Origin of the sequence: Allofournierella sp., from assembly GCF_017889395.1 — a bacterium.
Classification (GTDB): Bacteria; Bacillota; Clostridia; order Oscillospirales; family Ruminococcaceae; genus Allofournierella.
The window spans coordinates 11,453-29,852 of sequence record NZ_JAGHKE010000015.1 but is presented as its reverse complement, the minus strand read 5'-3'; the positions used below and the strand labels follow the sequence as shown (position 1 = coordinate 29,852).

Annotated in this window: 13 protein-coding genes; 8 read left to right on the top strand and 5 right to left on the bottom strand. The window is 62.7% G+C overall.

What is annotated here, in order from left to right; genetic code table 11:
• The 3 genes from J7G73_RS03205 to J7G73_RS03195 form a co-directional block, all read left to right on the top strand.
• Window positions 1-1,600 (top strand): AAA family ATPase (locus J7G73_RS03205; RefSeq protein ID WP_291245204.1); only part of this gene is annotated, 1,600 nt, incomplete at its 5' end.
• A gap of 249 nt (window positions 1,601-1,849) precedes the next feature.
• Window positions 1,850-2,359 (top strand): sigma-70 family RNA polymerase sigma factor, encoded by a 510-nt coding sequence (locus J7G73_RS03200; protein WP_291245203.1) that lies wholly within the window; start codon window positions 1,850-1,852, stop codon window positions 2,357-2,359.
• Window positions 2,346-3,794 (top strand): DUF4179 domain-containing protein, encoded by a 1,449-nt coding sequence (locus tag J7G73_RS03195; protein ID WP_291245202.1) that lies wholly within the window; start codon window positions 2,346-2,348, stop codon window positions 3,792-3,794. Before J7G73_RS03200 ends, J7G73_RS03195 begins: the two co-directional genes overlap by 14 nt.
• A 122-nt stretch (window positions 3,795-3,916) precedes the next feature.
• On the opposite strand, the gene gmk is transcribed toward J7G73_RS03195, so the two are convergent.
• The 3 genes from gmk to J7G73_RS03180 form a co-directional block, all read right to left on the bottom strand.
• Window positions 3,917-4,609 carry a guanylate kinase gene (gene gmk, locus J7G73_RS03190; protein ID WP_291245201.1) on the bottom strand — a complete coding sequence of 231 codons (693 nt, stop codon included), beginning with the start codon at window positions 4,607-4,609 and terminating at the stop codon, window positions 3,917-3,919.
• A 150-nt stretch (window positions 4,610-4,759) separates the two neighbouring features.
• Entirely contained in the window at window positions 4,760-5,230 is a 471-nt protein-coding gene (locus J7G73_RS03185) for an 8-oxo-dGTP diphosphatase (RefSeq protein WP_291245200.1), read from the bottom strand.
• Window positions 5,231-5,282: 52 nt separating this feature from the next.
• On the bottom strand, window positions 5,283-6,812 hold the full coding sequence (locus J7G73_RS03180; protein ID WP_291245199.1) for a YifB family Mg chelatase-like AAA ATPase: 1,530 nt from the start codon (window positions 6,810-6,812) through the stop codon (window positions 5,283-5,285).
• A gap of 231 nt (window positions 6,813-7,043) precedes the next feature.
• Here J7G73_RS03180 and J7G73_RS03175 point away from each other — a divergent pair, with 231 nt between their 5' ends.
• Window positions 7,044-8,756, top strand: a complete 1,713-nt coding sequence (locus tag J7G73_RS03175; protein ID WP_291245198.1) for a phospho-sugar mutase — start codon at window positions 7,044-7,046, stop codon at window positions 8,754-8,756.
• An 84-nt stretch (window positions 8,757-8,840) separates the two neighbouring features.
• On the opposite strand, the gene asnB (J7G73_RS03170) is transcribed toward J7G73_RS03175, so the two are convergent.
• Window positions 8,841-10,694, bottom strand: coding sequence for an asparagine synthase (glutamine-hydrolyzing) (asnB, locus tag J7G73_RS03170; RefSeq protein ID WP_291245197.1), 1,854 nt, complete (start codon window positions 10,692-10,694; stop codon window positions 8,841-8,843).
• 21 nt (window positions 10,695-10,715) lie between these two features.
• The gene (locus tag J7G73_RS03165) at window positions 10,716-11,936 is read right to left on the bottom strand and encodes an ATP-grasp domain-containing protein (protein ID WP_291245196.1); all 1,221 of its coding nucleotides are present in this window, start codon (window positions 11,934-11,936) and stop codon (window positions 10,716-10,718) included.
• Window positions 11,937-12,124: 188 nt separating this feature from the next.
• Between J7G73_RS03165 and asnB (J7G73_RS03160) the strand changes: the two genes are divergently transcribed.
• From asnB (J7G73_RS03160) to J7G73_RS03145, 4 genes are all read left to right on the top strand, one after another.
• Entirely contained in the window at window positions 12,125-13,957 is a 1,833-nt protein-coding gene (gene asnB, locus J7G73_RS03160) for an asparagine synthase (glutamine-hydrolyzing) (protein WP_291245195.1), read from the top strand.
• Between the two features lie 130 nt (window positions 13,958-14,087).
• Complete coding sequence (locus J7G73_RS03155; RefSeq protein ID WP_291245194.1) at window positions 14,088-15,566, top strand: UDP-N-acetylmuramoyl-L-alanyl-D-glutamate--2,6-diaminopimelate ligase; 1,479 nt, start codon at window positions 14,088-14,090, stop codon at window positions 15,564-15,566.
• A 91-nt stretch (window positions 15,567-15,657) separates the two neighbouring features.
• The gene (locus J7G73_RS03150) at window positions 15,658-17,415 is read left to right on the top strand and encodes an Hsp70 family protein (RefSeq protein ID WP_291245193.1); all 1,758 of its coding nucleotides are present in this window, start codon (window positions 15,658-15,660) and stop codon (window positions 17,413-17,415) included.
• Window positions 17,412-18,395 carry a hypothetical protein gene (locus J7G73_RS03145; protein WP_291245192.1) on the top strand — a complete coding sequence of 328 codons (984 nt, stop codon included), beginning with the start codon at window positions 17,412-17,414 and terminating at the stop codon, window positions 18,393-18,395. Before J7G73_RS03150 ends, J7G73_RS03145 begins: the two co-directional genes overlap by 4 nt.
• The last annotated feature ends 5 nt before the right edge of the window (window positions 18,396-18,400 follow it).

The window sequence follows — 18,400 nt, the reverse complement described above, 5'->3', positions numbered from 1 at the left end:
CATCAGCGAGGTGAAGAGCGCCGGAAACGTGATCCTGTTCATCGACGAGATCCACAGCATCACCGGCGCGGGCGACAGCGAGGGCGCCATGAACGCGGGCAACATTCTGAAGCCCGCCCTCAGCCGCGGCGAGATCCAGGTGATCGGCGCCACCACCTTTGCCGAGTACCGCAAATACATCGAGAAGGACCAGGCGCTGGAGCGCCGCTTCCAGCCGGTCAAGGTGGGCGAGCCCAGCCTGGCCCAGGCCATCGAGGTGATCGGCGGCATCAAGAAATACTACGAGAAGCACCACAGCGTGGAGGTCAGCCAGGCCATTGTGGCCGCGGTGGTCAACCTGAGCGAGCGCTACATCTCAGACCGTTTCCTGCCGGATAAGGCCATCGACCTGCTGGACGAGGCCTGCGCCTGCTGCAACCTGCGCCACCCGGAGATCAGCCAGCTGGCCGATACCCACAAAAAGATCGCCGAGCTGGAGGCCGAGGAGCTGGCGGCGGAGCAGTCCGGCGAGGGCGAAGGCCAGGCCGAGGAATACTACGCCCGTCTGGCCCAGATCAAGACCGATCTGGCCCGCCTGCGGGAGGAGCTGCCCGCCCTGGAGCTGAAGGCCGGGGGCATCCAGGTGGAGATGGAGGACGTGGCCAAGGTCATCGAGCTGTGGACCGGCATCCCCGCCGTGAAGGTGCAGGAGAGTGAGTTCGCCAAGCTGGTGAACCTGGAGACCGAGCTGAAAAAGCACATCATCGGCCAGGATGAGGCGGTGAGTGCGGTGGCCCGCGCCATGAAGCGAGCCCGGGCAGACCTGTCCGGCCGCCGCCGCCCGGCGAGTTTCCTGTTTGTTGGCCCCACCGGCGTGGGCAAGACCGAGCTGGTCAAGCAGCTGGCCAACCAGCTGTTTGATTCGGTGGACCCGCTGATTCGCTTTGACATGAGCGAGTATATGGAGAAGCACACCGTCAGCCGTCTGATCGGCGCCCCTCCGGGCTACGTGGGCCACGACGAGGCGGGCCAGCTCACCGAGCAGGTGCGCCGCCGTCCCTACAGCGTGGTGCTCTTCGACGAGATCGAAAAGGCCCACCCGGATGTGCTGAACATCCTGCTGCAGATCCTGGACGAGGGCCGCATCACCGACAGCCAGGGCCGCACCGTGAACTTTGAGAACACGGTCATCTGCATGACCAGCAACGCGGGCAGCACCGAGAAGACCGGCGAGACCGGCTTCAACAAGAGCGCCGAGCAGATCAGCGAGAACAAGATGATGAAAGCGCTGGGCGATTTCCTGCGGCCGGAGTTCCTGGGCCGTGTGGATGAGATCGTGGCCTTCAAGCCGCTGAACGAGCAGAGCCTGTGCCGCATTGCCGGGCTGATGCTGGACGAGTACCGCCAGCCCATGGCCGACAAGGGCCTGGCGCTGGAGTATACCCCCGCCGCTCTGGAGCAGCTGGTGAAGGAGTGCGGCGGCGTGAAGTTCGGCGCCCGCGACCTGCGCCGGGTGATCCGCAAGCAGGTGGAGGACCCCCTGGCCGAGCGCTTTGTGGCAGGCACCCTCACCGGCACCGCAAAGCTGGACGTGCAGGACGGCAAGCTGGTACTGCTGTAATCTTGCGCTTGTTAACAGGGCGAAAAGCTGGTATAATAGCAACATAAATACCCGGACAGACCGGGCATCGAGGCCCCGGCTCTGCTTTGTGCAGAGCTGGGGCTGCCGTGTATTATGGCATGTTTCGAAGTTGTAACCAAGAGGTATCGATTTTCTTAAGAAAATCGCAAGAATTTTTTGAAATTTGAAATATTTCAGGGCGCAGGTATCGTTTGTAGAATGGAGGCGCTCAAGAAGGAGCGTGATTTTGTGGCCTCGCAGACCCCATGCACCCAGCAGCAGATGGAGCGGCTGGTGGACGAATACGGCAACGGAATGCTGCGGCTTTGCTGCATGTATCTGGGGGATGTGCATCTGGCTCAGGACGCTGTGCAGGACGCCTTTGTGAAAATTTATCGGGCCTGGCCCGCCATCCCGGATCCGGCGGCGGAAAAGGCCTGGGTGATGAAGATCACCGTGAATGTGTGCAAGGATTATCTGCGCAGTGCCTGGAAGCGGCGGGTCAATCTGGTGGACCAGTACCCTGAACTGCCCGCGGGCCAGGAGCCCCGTTCCGAGGAGGGCCGCCTGATCCAGGAGATCATGGCCCTGAAGCCGAAATACCGCGAGGTCATCCTTCTGCACTATTATCAGCAGCTGCGGGTGGGCGAGATCGCCGCCATTCTGGGCGCGCCTCAGTCCACTGTGAGCATCCGGCTTCACCGGGCGCGGGAGCTGCTGAAAAAACGTTTGGAGGGAGGGCCGTATGAGGATCTTTGACGACAAACGCTGCGACGATACCATCCGCCTCGCGATCGATCGCGAGTTGGGAAGCATCCAACTGGATGCTTCCCAAAAGAATGCTATCCTGGCCCAGTGCAGGCCCAGCCTGACCGTAACGCCGCGCCGCCGCCCGATGCGCCGTGTGCTGGCGGTGGCAGCAAGCTTTGCCGCGGTCATGGTGCTCAGCGCCGGTACGCTGGCCGCTGCGCCGGAGCTGCGGGAAAGCCTGAAAGGCCTCTCGGAGGACACCATTGCCATTCTGCAGCCGGTGAATGAGGTGAGCGAGGACCAGGGCATCCGCATGGAGGTGCTGGGCGCGGTGAACGACGGCGGCGTGGCCGTGGCGTTCCTGAGCCTGCAGGATACCACCGGGCAGGGCCGCGTGAGCGATACTGTACGCCTGATGGACTGCAAGATCAGCGAGGACATGGGCATGGCGTTTGCTCACGTGGTGAGCTACGACGAGACCACCGAGACCGCTATCCTGCGGCTGGAGGGCATGGGCGGCGACGCCGATGCAGGGGAAAAGATCACCGTGAGCGCCCGCTCGCTGCTCAGCGGTGAGCAGCAGGTGAGCGATGAGTCCACCGGCTACACGGTGAGCGAGCTGCTGGCCAGCGGTCCGGCTGCGGAATATGCAGCCCCCGAGGAGGGGCTGGTCATGGGCAGCATGGCGGCTTCGGGCGATATGGAAAACGAAGTGATCAGCCTGGAGGAGATCGATCAGCTGAAGGATTCCGGCCAGGTGCCGGTGCTGGAGCCCTGGGCGGAAAGCCTGAAGATCGATGGCGTGGACTGGGCCAGTGTGGCCGCCGCCGCCAAGATCGGCAACCAGCTGCACATTCAGTACAATACCGACAGTGTGCTGGGCGGTGTGAACAGCATTGGCTTCCGTTTGCAGGACGCCTCGGGTCAGATTCTGGACCTGCCGGTTCTGGAGCTGAACATCGGTCCCCGCACCGAGCTGAGCCAGGAGCTGCAGTATACCGCCACCAATGAATATGTGCTCTTTTTGCCCGAGGACCGGGATGTGAGCGACATGGAGCTGGTCTACAGCGGCACCACCTATGAGTCCCTGACTCAGGGCGAGTGGTCCACCACCTTCCGGCTGGAGCAGGTGAAGGAGCGGCTGCAGAGCAAGCTGAATCTGGACCTGGGCGGCTGGAGCGTGGAGAGCGTGACCATCTCCCCGGTGGCGCTTACCGTGCGCGGCAGCGGCGATATGTGGGATATGGGCAGCGAGATGCCCATGCCGGAAATCACCATCCAGCTGCAGGACGGCACCCAGGTGGAGACCTCCGCCGCCGGTACCTCGGTTTCCGATGAGGGCGTGACACTAAACAGCATGTTCAACGAGATCCTGGATCTTTCCCAGGTGAAGTCGGTTACCCTGAACGGCGAAGCGCTGGATATGGAATACATTACTGAGTAAACCAAGAACCCCGCCGGAAATTCTTTCCGGCGGGGAATTTTTATGCCGCGTTGAAGCAAAAATGAAAGCCCCCGGAAACCTCCGGGGGCTTTCTTATGTGTTGCGGGAAATGACAGAGAAGCTTAGTCCCGGCCGATGGAGAGGATCTCGTCCGCCAGATCGGACTGGGGTGCCAGCTCGCTCTCGATGTAGCTTTCCAGGAAGGCGCGCATGCTGTTGCGGCTGTAACGGTTGCCGTGGATGATCTGGCCCAGGCGGCGCACGGTCTTTTCCACGGTATCATTGATCAGAATGTAATCATACTGACCGGCGCACAGAACCTCTTCCTGTGCGGTTTCCAGCTCAGAGCGGATCTTCTCCTCGGTCTTGGTGGCATCCGAGCGCAGGCGGCGCTCCAGCTCCTCCCAGGAGGGAGGCATGATGAAGATCAGGGTAGCATCCGGGCAGAGGGTGCGGATCTTGGTGGCGCCCACCACATCCACATCCAGAATCACGTTGCGGCCCGCCCGGCGCAGCTTTTCCACTGCGTTCTTGGGGGTGCCGTAGCCGTTCTGGCCCCGGTAGACATATTCCAGCAGCTGCTGGGAACGGATCAGCTGCTCGAACTCCTGATGAGACATAAAGTAGTGGTCCTCGCCGTCCTCTTCATCCGGCCGGGGGGGCCGGGTGGTCACGGAAACACATTTGCAGGCATTGGGATGCTCTGCAATGTAGTTGGTGATGACGGTGCTCTTGCCTACGCCGCTGGGACCGGAAATGATGACCAGCTGACCATACTCCGCGATTTTATCAAAATAAGTTTTCTCAACGCTCATAACTGAAAGCAACCACCTTTCCAAATAATGTGCAGGGGACCTGTTACCTTCATTATGGTACGTTTTGTGTTAAAAGTCAATAAAAAATGAAAGGATATACGGAAAAGTTTTCGATAACTTACACAACAACCTGTTTTGCTTTAAAAATGGTCACAGCGCCAGCGTCCGGCCGTTCAGAACCGCCCCGGCAAGCGCTTCGCCCCGGTAGATCAGCTTGAGCAGAAAGAAGGGCTCCTCCTTCGTCAGCAGATCCAGAAAGACCCGGTCGCCCTCCCAGAGCCGCAGTGCGGGCACATCCTCCTTTTTCACCCAGGCCAGTTCGCCCTCGTCGCAGTCGGCGAGCTGGCCCTCAAAGCCGTCCGCTGTGAACAGGTGCATGTACTCGGTGGGCCATTCGTCGGATACAAAGGTCACGATGCCCCGGCAGCGCCAGCGGGTGAGGGTCAGGCCGGTCTCCTCCTTTACCTCCCGCACCAGGCATTCGTCCGGGCTTTCGTTTTCCTCAAACTTGCCGCCCACGCCGATCCATTTGCCGGCGTTGGGGTCCTGGTGCTTTTTTACCCGATGAAGCATCAGGTAGCAGCCGTTCTGTTCAATGTAGCAAAGGGTAGTGTTTTTCATGGGTTCTCCTTATTTTGCCTGAGCCTTTCGGCGCGAATGATGCGGTGCGGCTTTATTTGTCGTACCAGTATTTCCGGTCCAGGCTGCGGTATTGCAGCGCCTCGGCCACGTGGGCCGCCCCGATGGTTTTGCTGCCGGAAAGATCGGCAATGGTGCGGCTCACTTTCAGAATGCGGTCGTGGGCCCGGGCGGAAAGCCCCAGCCGGTCAAAGGCAGCCCGCAGGGTGGCGGCGGCAGCATCGTCCAGGCGGCAGACCTGGCGCAGGGCCCGGCTGGGCAAATGGGCGTTGCAGGTCACGCCGGTGGTCTCGAACCGGGCCAGCTGCACTGCACGGGCGGCCAGCACCCGCTCCAGAATGGCGGCGCTGCATTCGCCCGGCTCCTCGGCGCTCAGTTCGTCGTAGGCCACGGGGCTTACATCCACGTGCAGGTCGATCCGGTCCAGCAGCGGGCCGGAGATCCGCTGGCGGTACCGCTCCACCGCGCTGGGCGGGCAGGTGCATGGCCGGGTGGGGTGGCCGAAATACCCGCACTTGCAAGGGTTCATGGCGGCAACCAGCATGAAGCGGCTGGGGTAGGTGGCGCTGCCGGAGGCCCGGCTCACGGTGACCACCCCGTCCTCCAGGGGCTGGCGCAGCACCTCCAGGGCATCCCGGTGGAATTCCGGAAGCTCATCCAGAAACAGCACCCCATTGTGGGCAAGGCTCACCTCGCCGGGGCGGATCTGTGCGCCGCCGCCCGCCAGGGCAGGGGCGCTCACGCTGTGGTGGGGGCTGCGGAAGGGCCGCTGGGTCAAAAGGCCGCTGTTTCCGGGCAGCAGACCGGCCACCGAATAGATCTTGGTGCACTCCACCGCCTCGGGGCGGGTGAGGGGAGGCAGGATGCCCGGCAGGCGGCGGGCCAGCATGGATTTGCCGGTGCCCGGCGGGCCGATGAGCAGCACGTTGTGCCCGCCCGCGGCGGCGATCTCCAGCGCGCGCCGGGCCATCAGCTGGCCGCGCACATCGGAAAAGTCCAGCCCTCCGGTGTGCCCCTGGCCCGAGAAGGGTGGGCAGACCGCGGCGGTCAGCTGCGCTTCGCCCCGCAGATGGTCCGCTACCTGACGGGCGGTGTCGGCGCCGTAAACCGTCAGGCCCTCGGCCGTGGCCGCCTCGGCGGCATTTTCGGTGGGCACGAACAGCTCGGTCACCCCGTATTCCGCCGCTGCCAGCGCCATGGGCAGAATGCCCTGCACCGGCCGCAGCGCGCCGTCCAGCGATAGTTCCCCGATAAAGGCCTGATGCGCCCCGGGCGCGGGCAGCTGCCCGGCGGCACACAGCAGAGCCAGAAATACCGGCAGGTCGTAAAGGGGGCCGGTTTTGCGCACGTCTGCCGGGGCCAGGTTCACGGTGATCCGGCTGGAGGGCCAGGAAAAGCCCAGGTTCTTCACCGCGCTGCGCACCCGGTCCGCCGCCTCCTTGACCGCGCTGTCCGGCAGACCCACAATGGAAAGCTGGGGCAATCCGCCGCTGATATCCGCTTCTGCCGTGACGGCGAAGCCTGCCAGGCCCCGCACGCCAAAGCTGTTCACTTTTGCAAACATGCCATCCGCTCCGTTTTTTCAAAAATTTCAGTTCCTTTTTAGTATACTTCCAGCGGGAGAAATGCACAAGGCGCAGCTTCTGTGAAGAATGCGGCATTTTAAAGCGATGAACTTGTTTGCTTGCACAAAAACAAACGGCTCGATTGACTTTTCGCACAGACTCCATTAGAATAAAGATGATAGATACTTTATACAAAAAGTGTCGAAATAAACAAAAAGCAGGTGTGTGCAATGTATAAAAATGAGTACGAGCGCTGGCTGGCGTTTGATCTGGACGACCCGGATCTGAAGCCCGAGCTGGAAAGCGTGAAGGATGACGACGAGGCCATCAAGGACCGGTTCGCCGTGTCGCTGAAGTTCGGTACCGCCGGTCTGCGCGGCGTGATCGGCGCGGGCACCAACCGGATGAATGTGTATGTGGTGCGTCAGGCCACCCAGGGCCTGGCCAACTGGGTCAAGACCCAGGGCGGCACCCAGACCGTGGCCATCAGCTACGACAGCCGCATCAAGAGCGATGTGTTTGCCAAGGCTGCTGCCGAGGTGCTGGCCGCCAACGGCGTGAAGGTGCGCATCTACAAGGCACTGATGCCGGTTCCCGCACTCAGCTTTGCCACCCGTTACTACAACTGCAACGCGGGCATCATGGTCACCGCCAGCCACAACCCCGCCAAGTACAACGGCTACAAGGCCTACGGCCCGGACGGCTGCCAGATGACCGACGAGGCCGCCGATGTGGTCTACGCCGAGATCCAGAAGACCGACGTGCTCAGCGGCGCCAAGACCATGTCCTTTGAGGAGGGCATGGCTGCCGGTCTGATCGAGTATGTGGGTGAGGATTGCTACGAAGCCCTGTACCAGGCCATCGAGAGCCGCAGCGTGCGCCCCGGCCTGTGCAAGACCGCCGGTCTGAAGCTGGTCTACAGCCCGCTGAACGGCAGCGGCCTGGTTCCCGTGACCCGCGTTCTGGGCGACATCGGCATCACCGATATCACCATCGTGCCCGAGCAGAAGGACCCGGACGGCAACTTCCCCACCTGCCCCTATCCCAACCCGGAGATCTTCGAGGCGCTGCGCCTGGGTCTGGAGCTGGCCGAGAAGTCCGGCGCGGATCTGATGCTGGCCACCGACCCGGATGCCGACCGCGTGGGCATCGCCGTGCGCTGCAAGGACGGCAGCTATGAGCTGCTGAGCGGCAACGAGGTGGGCGTGCTGCTGCTGGACTACATCTGCAAGGCCCGCATCGAAAACGGAACCATGCCCAGGGACCCCGTTATGGTCAAGAGCATCGTGTCCACCCCGCTGGCGGACGTGGTTGCCGCCCACTACGGCGTGGAGTGCCGCAACGTGCTCACCGGCTTCAAGTGGATCGGCGACCAGATCGCCCGTCTGGAGGCCGCCGGGCAGGTGGAGCGCTTCATCTTCGGCTTCGAGGAGAGCTACGGCTACCTGGCAGGCAGCTATGTGCGGGATAAGGACGCCATCATCGGCAGCATGCTGATCTGCGAGATGGCCGCCTACTACCGCAGCATCGGCTCCTCCATCAAGGAAGAGCTGGACCGCATCTACGCGGAATACGGCCGCTACCTGAACAAGGTGGACAGCTACGAGTTCCCGGGCCTGTCCGGCATGGACAAGATGGCCGGCATCATGCAGAAGCTGCGCCAGGAGCCCCCGACGGAGTTTGCAGGCTACAAGGTGGTTACTGTGTCCGACTACCAGACCGGTACCCGCACCGAGCTGGCCACCGGCAAGACCGAGACCATCGATCTGCCCGCGTCCAACGTGCTGATCTACGCGCTGGAAGGCGGTGCCACCGTGGTGGTTCGTCCCTCCGGCACCGAGCCCAAGATCAAGACCTACTTCACCACCCTGGGCAAGGACCTGGAAGAGGCTCAGGCCCAGAAGGACGCCCTGGCCGAGGCCCTCAAGCCCATCCTGGCCTGAGTGAAACAGCAGTAAAACACATAGAAAAATCCCCGAGGAGCGATCCTCGGGGATTTTTTTGCGTGTGATGTTGAAAGGGAAAAATCAGCGCAGCACGAAGAACTGCTCGTACCACAGAATGAAGCTGTAGAAGCTCCAGATCTGGGTCATGCCGCCGTTCTTGCCGCTCTTGTGCTCGTCCAGCAGGCGCAGCAGCTCGGGCACGTTGAAGAACTTTTCGGCCACTTCGCCCTCGAACTTCTCCCGCACCATGGCATAGTATTTGTCCTGCCGCAGCCAGTCATTCAGCGGCACCGGGAAGCCCAGTTTCTTGCGCTTGGCCACGCTCTCCGGCAGCTGCTTGAGGGCCGCACGGCGCAGCGCGATCTTGGTCTCGGTCTTGCTGGACCGGTACCGGGCGGGGATGGAGAGCGCCAGCTCCAGCATCTCCTTGTCCAGGAAGGGCACCCGCAGCTCCAGGCTGTTGGCCATGCTCATCCGGTCCGCCTTCAGCAGGATGTCGTAGAGCATCCAGGTGTGAATGTCCACCCACTGCAGCTGGGTGGGCTCGTCCAGACCGGCCGAGGCATCAAAGTAGGGCTTGAAGAACTCCTCGGGGGTCTTCTTGTGGTACTGCTTTTTCAGGTATTTGTCCCGCTCGGCGGGGGTGGCGAATACGTAATTGGCCCGCATGCACCGCTGCCAGGGCTCCTTGGCGCCCCGCATCAGGAAGTTTTTGCCCTTGAAGTCCGGCAGAACACCGGCCAGCGCGCCCGCGGCCTTGCGAAGGAAGCGGGGAGTCTTGTGCTCGTACTCCTCAAAGTGATGAGCCGCGCAGTACAGCGGATAGCCGCCGAACAGCTCGTCGGCGCCCTCGCCGGACAGCACCACCTTCACATAGCGGGCGGCGTTTTTGGTCAGGAAGTACAGCGGCACCTCGCTGGGGTTGGGCATGGGCTCATCCAGATACCACTGGATGGTCTTGTTGGCCTCGAAGAACTCGTCGGCGCTCACCTTGTTGGCGATGCTGGGCACGCCGATCTCCTTGCTGAAGGCCTGGGCATAGGGCAGCTCGGAGTATTTTTCCTCCTCGTAGCCCACGCTGAAGCTCTTCACCTTGGGGGTGCCCTTGGATACCTCGTTCACCACGAAGCTGGAATCCACGCCGGAGGACAAAAAGCAGCCCACCTCCACGTCGGCGATCTGGTGTACCTTCACGCTCTCGGCGAAGGTCTCGGTGATGGCCTTTTCCCAGTCCTCCAGGCTCTTGGTTTCGTCCACGTGGTAGCGGATGTCGTAGTACCGCTCCACCTTCAGCTCGCCCTTCTTCCAGGTGAACATGTGCGCGCCGGGCAGCTTGTACACGCCCTTGAACATGGTCTCCTCGTTGGGGATGTATTCGATGGACAGGTACTCGGGCAGACGCTCCTCATTCAGCTCCTTTTTGAAGCCAGGGTGGGGCAGAAAGCCCTTGATCTCGCTGCCGAAGATGAAGTGACCACCCTCGTTGTAGTAGTAATAGGGCTTGATGCCAAAGATGTCCCGCGCGCCGAACAGGGTCTCGTTTGCCTTGTCCCACAGGATGAAGGCGAACATGCCCCGCAGCTTTGCGGGCAGGCCGCTGCCCCATTCCTCGTAGCCGTGGATCAGCACCTCGGTGTCGGAATGGGTGGCGAAGGTGTGCCCGGCGGCTTCCAGCTGGGCACGCAGCTCCATGAAGTTGTAGATCTCGCCGTTGAACACGATGACGATGCTGCCGTCCTCGTTGAACATGGGCTGGCTGCCGCCCTCCAGGTCGATGATGGACAGCCGCCGGTGGCCCAGAGCCACCTGCTCATCCACATAAAAGCCCTCGCCGTCCGGCCCGCGGTGGGCGATCAGGTCCGCCATCTGCTTGATGGTCTTTTTTGCCTCTTCGGCGTTATGCTTTGCACTGGCAAAGCCCACAAATCCGCACATAGTGCCTCCCTTTCCGCCCGGTCAGTCCCGCAGGCTCTTGTTGCCGAAATAGCGCTTGTATTTGCGGTAGTTGTTCAGCTGGTTCTTGGCATACCAGATGGCACGCTTGAGGGTGAAGTCCTCCTTGCAGAACAGCTGGTGGGTCACCTTGCCCTCCTTCATCAGCCTGCGTACCTCGGCCAGCAGCTCCTGGTCCTTCAGGTACTTCTTGATGATGCCGGCGGGGGCGATCATCCACAAATGACGGGTGTCGGCGATGGTCAGGCCCTGGGGCTTGTTCTCCACCACGTCCTCCACCAGCCACTTGGCCAGGTTGTAGCCGCTGGCGGTCACAAAGAAGCTGGACCGGCCCTGGCGGGGGTTCATCTCGAACAGCTTGTACTGGCCGTCGCGGGAATCGTACTTCATGTCGAAGTTGGAGAAGCCCTCCCAGCCCACGTCCTCCAGGAAGGCCTTCATCCGGCCCATCAGCTCCTCGTCCTTGATGGACAGGATGGCCGCGTAGTTGCCGATGCCCTCGGGGGTCTGCTCCTCCAGCAGGGGACGGCCCAGCGCCATCAGGTGGACCTTGTGATCCTTACCGGAATAGCAGTTCAGCACCCGCATGCAGTTGTCGTCGCCGGGAATGTATTCCTGCAGCACCAGGTTGTCCTGGTAGCTGGAGGAGTAGATGGCGGCGCAGATGGCCTCGTACTCCTCCCGGTTGTAGGCCACGAAGACCTTCTTCTTGTGGGGGAAGCGGCAGTTCCAGTAGGCCACGCTGTTGCTGGCCTTGATGATGCAGGGGAACTCGAAGGGCAGCTCCACAGTCTTCCAGTTCTGGTTGGTGCAGCCGAAGGTCTTGGGGTAGGCAAGGCCGTGGGCCTCACAGGCCTGGTAGAAATACTCCTTGGTGTCCAGCTGCTCCACCAGCTCGGGGGTGGGGCAGGCGAACTTGTAAAGGCCCTCCAGAGCGGAGCGGTTACGGGCCATCAGACCGGTGTAGTTGTCGCCGCAGCTCACCAGCACCAGGGTGCGGCCGGTGTGGGCGGCGGCGAAGGCCTGCAGGGTCTTCACGAAGACCGCGTCGTTTTCCAGATTCGGCTCCACCACGGCCATCTTCACCAGCTTGGAGTTGGCGGTGGCAGCCAGCGCGCCCTTGCCGATGGCAAGGCTGGTCACGCCGTATTCCATATAAAAGCTGCGGGCCATGCCGTAAACGTTGGCGTCGCTGCCCAGCAGCACGGGAAGGATCTGTTCCATAGGTTTTAATTTCACCTGAACTTTCCAAATTATTGGCTTATTTTGTGTTGCTCATAAGCCATTCTATTTTACTTCTTTTCTTTATGAATTGTCAAACAAAAGCAATGCTTTTAAACCGTTCCTTAATGTAGTATAATAAGAAAATAATTGGGCTACTCTGCCCATATGAGGGAAAGGACTATCACATCATGTGTGGAATTGTTGGCTTTACCGGCATGCGCGCCGGGCGTGAAGCGATTTTGAAAGCAATGACCGACGCCATCGCCCACCGCGGGCCGGACGGCGAGGGCAGTTATTTCGGCAGCGGGGTGGCGCTGGGCCACCGGCGGCTGTCCATCATCGACCTTGCGGGCGGTGCCCAGCCCATGTTCAACGAGGATAAAAACCTGGCCGTGGTCTTCAACGGCGAGATCTACAACTTCATGGAGCTGCGCGCTCAGCTGGTGGAGGCGGGCCACACCTTCTCCACCGACCACTCGGACACCGAGGTTTTGCTCCACGGCTATGAGGAGTGGGGCGAGGGCATGCTGGCCCAGCTGCGGGGCATGTTCTCCTTTGCCATCTGGAACGAGGCCGAGCAGACCCTGTTCTGCGCCCGGGACCACTTCGGCATCAAGCCCTTTTACTACTACCTCACCGACGAGGGCGAACTGCTCTTCGGCAGCGAGATCAAAAGCTTTCTGGCCCATCCCGGCTTCAAAAAGGAGCTGAACCAGAGCCAGCTGGAGCTGTATCTCAGCTATCAGTATTCCCCAGGGGAGGACACCTTCTTTAAAGGCGTGAAAAAGCTGCTGCCTGCCCACAGCCTGCTGTGGAAGGCGGGCGAGGTGAACGTGAAGCGCTACTGGGAGCCCCGCTTTGAGCCGGAAGAGGGCAAGACCCTCTCCGACTGGGAGAGCCGGGTGGAGGAGGTCATGCGCCAGAGCGTGGCCGCCCACAAGATCAGCGACGTGGAGGTGGGGTCCTTCCTTTCCTCCGGCGTGGACTCCAGCTACATGGCTTACCTTGCTCATGTGGACAAGACCTTCACCGTGGGCTTTGCCAACAAGCAGTACGACGAGACCGACTACGCCGCCGAGTTCAGCAAGTTCATGGGCGTGAAGAACTACGCCTATCGCATCGAGCCGGAGGAGTATTGGGAGAACCTGCCCCGCATCCAGTACCACATGGACGAGCCTCTGGCGGATGCCGCCAGCGTGGCCCTCTATTTCGTGAACCGGGAGGCGGCAAAGCAGGTAAAGGTCTGCCTGTCCGGCGAGGGCGCGGACGAGTTCTTCGGCGGTTATAACATTTATAAGGAGCCCTTTACCGTCTCCTGGTACGATCACATCCCCCTGCCCATCCGGCGGGCCATTGGCGCGGTGGCGGAAAAGCTGCCCCCGGTGCACGGTGTGAACTTCCTGGTGCGGCGTTCCCGCCCGCTGGAGGAGCGCTACATCGGCAACACCAACCTGATGGGCGAGCGGCGCAAAAAACAGCTGCTGAAACACTATACCGGAAGCAAAAAGCCGACCGATCTTTCCAGACCGTATTTCAAAAAGACCGCCGGGCAGGACCCGGTGACCCGGATGCAGTACACCGACCTGCACCTGTGGATGGTGGGCGATATCCTTTTAAAGGCGGACAAGATGAGCATGGCCAACAGCCTGGAGCTGCGGGTGCCCTTCCTGGACAAGGAGGTCTTCGAGGTGGCGCGGCACATCCCGGTGGAGTGCCGGGCGGACGCGGACCACACCAAGATGGCTCTGCGGGGCGCGGCGGCCCGGAGCATTCCGGAAAAGACCGCCGACAAGAAGAAGCTGGGCTTCCCGGTGCCGGTGCGCGCCTGGCTGCGGGAGGAAAAATACGCGGCCATCGTGCGGGAAAAGTTCCAGAGCGAATCCGCCGAAAAGTTCTTCAACACCCGTGAGCTGACCAAAATGCTGGACCAACACATGAGCGAAAAGCGGGACAACTGGCGCCAGATCTGGTGCGTGTTCATGTTCCTGACCTGGTACGAGGAATACTTTGTGAAGCGCTGAGCCTCACACCGCCCCGGCGAAAAGCGGCAAGGCCGCGCCGCCGGGCGCATACATAAAAAGCAGGGGCCTGCCCGAGGTGGGCATGCCCGCTGCGCATTGATCCCAAATCAAGCAGAGGGGGCATTTTACCATGAAATTACAAGAACTGCTCAATGGGCTGGACTACACGCTGGTGCAGGGCAGCCTGGACACCGAGGTGGTGGACATCGCCTACGATTCCCGCAAGGTGCAGCCCGGCTGGGCCTTTGTGTGCATCGTGGGCACCAACCGGGACAGCCACGACTACGCCATGGATGTGGCGGAGCAGGGCGCTTCGGTGCTGGTGATCGAGCACAAGCTGGATGAGCTGCCCCAGGGCGTGACGGTGGTGCAGGTGGAAAGCAGCCGCCGGGCGCTGGCGCTGCTCTCCTGCAACTACTTCGGCCGGCCCGCCGAAAAGCTGATCACCATCGGCGTGACCGGCACCAAGGGCAAGACCACCACCGCCCACATGATCCATTCCGTGATGAACGCGGGCGGCCACAAGTGCGGCATTATCGGCACCAACGGCGTGGCCTACCCGGGCGTGAATCGGGCGCTGGTCAACACCACCCCGGAAAGCTACGAGCTGCAGAAGATGTTCACCGAGATGCTGGCCGCCGGATGCGACAGCGTGGTGATGGAGGTCTCCAGCCAGGGCCTGATGATGGATCGGGTCACCGGCATCCATTTCAAGGTGGGCGTATTCACCAACCTGTATCCGGACCACATCGGCGGCCCCGGCGAGCACGCAAGCTTTGAGGAATACCGGGCCTGGAAGGGCCAGCTGTTCCGCCGGTGCGATGTGGGCGTGGTGAATGTGGACGACAAGAACTGCAGCACCCTGCTGGCGGGCCACACCTGCAAGCTGGTCAGCTACGGCATGCACCGCGAGGCCGACTTCCGGGCCAGTGACCTGCACCTGCTGCGGGAGGAGAACTTCCTGGGCATCCGGTTCCATGTGTCCGGCCGGGAGGATATGGATGTGAAGGTGAACATGCCCGGCGAGTTCAGCGTTTACAACAGCCTGGCCGCCATCGCGGTGGGCCGTGTGCTGGGTGTTGCTCATGACGCCATCCACGACGGACTGATGAACATCTCGGTCAAGGGCCGGGTGGAGCTGGTGCCGGTGAGCAAGGACTTCACCGTGCTCATCGACTTTGCCCACAACGAGGCCGGTGCCGAGAGCCTGCTCTCCACCCTGCGGGCCTATGAGCCCAAACGGCTGGTGGTGCTGTTCGGCTGCGGCGGCGACCGCAGCCGTCTGCGCCGCTACGGCATGGGCGAGGTGGCCAGCCGCAAGGCGGATTTCCTGATCCTCACCGAGGACAACAACCGCTTTGAATCGGTGGACCAGATCATCAAGGACATCAAGATCGGCATCGCCCAGGGCAACCCGGATGTGCCCTATGTGGAGATCCCGGACCGTCTGGACGCGCTGCATTACGCGCTGGACCATGCCCAGAAGGGGGACCTGATCGCGGTGATCGGCAAGGGCCACGAGACCTACCGGGACCGGATGGGCAAAAAGACCCCCTTCCTGGAGCGGGAGCTGATTCTGGAATACGCGGCCCAGATCGGGCTGAAATGACCCCTGCCGCCCGGACGGGCGGCCCAGCCGGGGCGGCTTTGCCAACAAGCAGCCCCGGCCATTCTATCGAAAGAAGGCAGGAAAACGACCTATGGCCATTCTTGGCATCGACCTTGGAACCACCAACAGCCTGGCCGCCGTCTGGAAGGACGGCCGCAGCCAGCTGATCCCCAACGCCTACGGCGAGACTCTGACCCCCAGTGCGGTGAGCATCGATGAGGACGGCACCGTGCTGGTGGGCGCGCCCGCCCGGGAGCGGCTGGTCAGCCACCCGGAGCGCAGCGCCACCGCGTTCAAGCGCAGCATGGGCACCGACCGGGTGTTCACCCTGGCCGGGCGGGAATACAGTCCGGAGGAGCTGTCCGCCCTGGTGCTGCGCCAGCTCAAGCAGGACGCCGAGGCCTTTCTGGGCGAGCCGGTCACCGAAGCGGTGGTCAGCGTGCCCGCCTACTTCAACCATGCCCAGCGGGCCGCCACCAAGCGTGCGGGCCAGCTGGCCGGCCTCACTGTGGACCGGCTCATCAACGAGCCCAGCGCCGCCGCTCTGGCCTGCTACGACCCGGAAAAGGGCGACGCGGCTTTTCTGGTCTACGACTTCGGCGGCGGTACGCTGGATGTCTCGGTGGTGGACTGCTTTGAAAACGTGGTGAACATTCTGGCCGTCAGCGGCGACAACGCCCTGGGCGGCAACGACTTCGACGCGGCCATCGCCCACATGTACTGCCAGAAAAACGGCATCGACTACCAGGCGCTGCAGCCCCGCCAGCGGGCCATTCTGCTGCGGCAGGCCGAGCAGTGCAAGCAGACCCTCACCCAGTCCCCCATGGCCATGATGGTGCTGGAGCTGGAGGGCCTGAAGGGCTCCATGGCCCTCACCGGCCAGATGCTCATTCAGCAGGCCCAGACCCTGTTCAGCCGCATGCGCACTCCGCTGCTGCGGGCCCTGAAGGACAGCGGCCTTTCCCCCAGCGAGCTGCAGGCGGTGGTGCCGGTGGGCGGCAGCTGCAAGATGCCGGTGGTGCGCCAGTACTTAAACCATCTGCTGGGCCAGAAGCTGGCCAATCCCGGCAGCCCGGATACCGTGGTGGCCCTGGGCGCGGGCATGTACGCCGCCATGAAGGAGCGCCGCACCGAGGTGAAGGAGCTGGTCCTCACCGATATCTGCCCCTTTACCCTGGGCGTGGGCGTGTACAACCCGGCGGATGAGGACAACCTGCTCATGAGCCCCATCATTGAGCGCAACAGCGCCCTGCCCACCAGCAAGGTGGAGCGGTACTACACCACCAGCGACGGCCAGACCCGGCTGCGCATTCAGGTGTTCCAGGGCGAGGAGATGTACTGCCGCGAGAACCAGAAGCTGGGCGAGCTGGATCTGCCGGTGCCTGCCGCCCCCGCCGGAAAAGAGGGCGCGGACGTGCGCTTTACCTATGATATCAACGGCATTCTGGAGGTGGAGGCCACCAGCCTGACCACCGGCCGCACCATCAGCACCGTGCTGGTGGGCCAGGGCAGCGGCCTGACCGAGGAGCAGGCCCGCCGCCGCCTGAAGGAGCTGGAGGGACTGAAGATCCATCCCCGGGACCAGCAGGAGAACCGTCTGCTGCTGGCCAAGGGCGAGCGCCTGTGGCAGGAGGCTCTGGGCGAGGAGCGCCAGATCATCGGCCAGGCGGTGCAGATGTTCGGCGAGGCGCTGGCCAGCCAGGAGAACGGACGCATCCTGCGGGCCCGGGCCCGCATCAAGGACCTGCTGGACCGGCTGGAGGCCGGTCTCTCGCTGGAGGGGCTGGATTTTTCCGGCTTTGACGATCCGGACGATGATCCGGATGAGGATGAGGACGAAACGCTATGAGCATCTGGGAGGTTTTGGGCATTGCGCCCACCACCGATAAGGCGGCCATCCGGCACGCCTATGCGCAGAAAACACGCACCTGCCACCCGGAAGAGGACCCGGAGGGCTTTGACGCGCTGCACAAGGCCTTCACCGCCGCCATGCGGGCCGCCCGTCAGGGCGTGAGCATGGCGGTGATGGAGCAGGAGAGCCCGGCCGCCCCCGCGGCGCCCGCGGTTTCTGCGCGGGAAAACAGCGCCGAGGCTCGCCGCGCCGCCGCAAAGGCCGCCCGTGCCGCCCGCCGTGCCGCCGAACAACAGGCGGTGGAGCAGTATGCCAGCCGGGCCCAGCGCCGGGCGGGCAAGATCATCCAGTTGGGCCAGGGCGAGCAGGAGGAGGGCCAGCAGTTCGACTTCGCGGCGGTGGACGCCGCCCCGGCCCAGACCGCGCCGGAGCAGAAGGCCGAGCCGGATCGCCCGCTCACCCATGAGGAGCGGGCCTGGCGCAACAGCCCCGCCCCGGTGCCCGAGCAGGAGCGGCAGGAACAGCCGAAGCAGGAGGCAAAGCAGCCGGAGCAGCAGCCCATCTACCGGCAGCAGCCCGAATACCAGCCGATGGAGATTGCCTCCAGGCCCCGGTCCGGCAAGGGCTGGCGCGTGGCCTCGCTGGTTCTGGCAGCGGGTGTCCTGCTCCAGCTGGTGCGTGGCGGCTATGTGAGCGCCACGCTGCTGCTCATTGTCCTTTGCTGGTGCGGCATGCAGGGTGCACGGGTGGACTGGACCCAGACCCGGCTCGGCAGACGGATTACGGGCCTGTGGGCCGTGGGCGTGGTGCTGCTTCCCGTGCTTTGGTTCTTCGTGATGACCATCACCTGGGGTCTGCACGGCGCACAGGACGCCGCGCTGGACTACGCGGTGGGCGCCATCTTCCTAAGCGTTCTGGCGGCTCCCTTCGGCCTTTGCTCCACTCTGGTGGCAAGGCAGCGGGCCAACCGCCTGTAAAAACA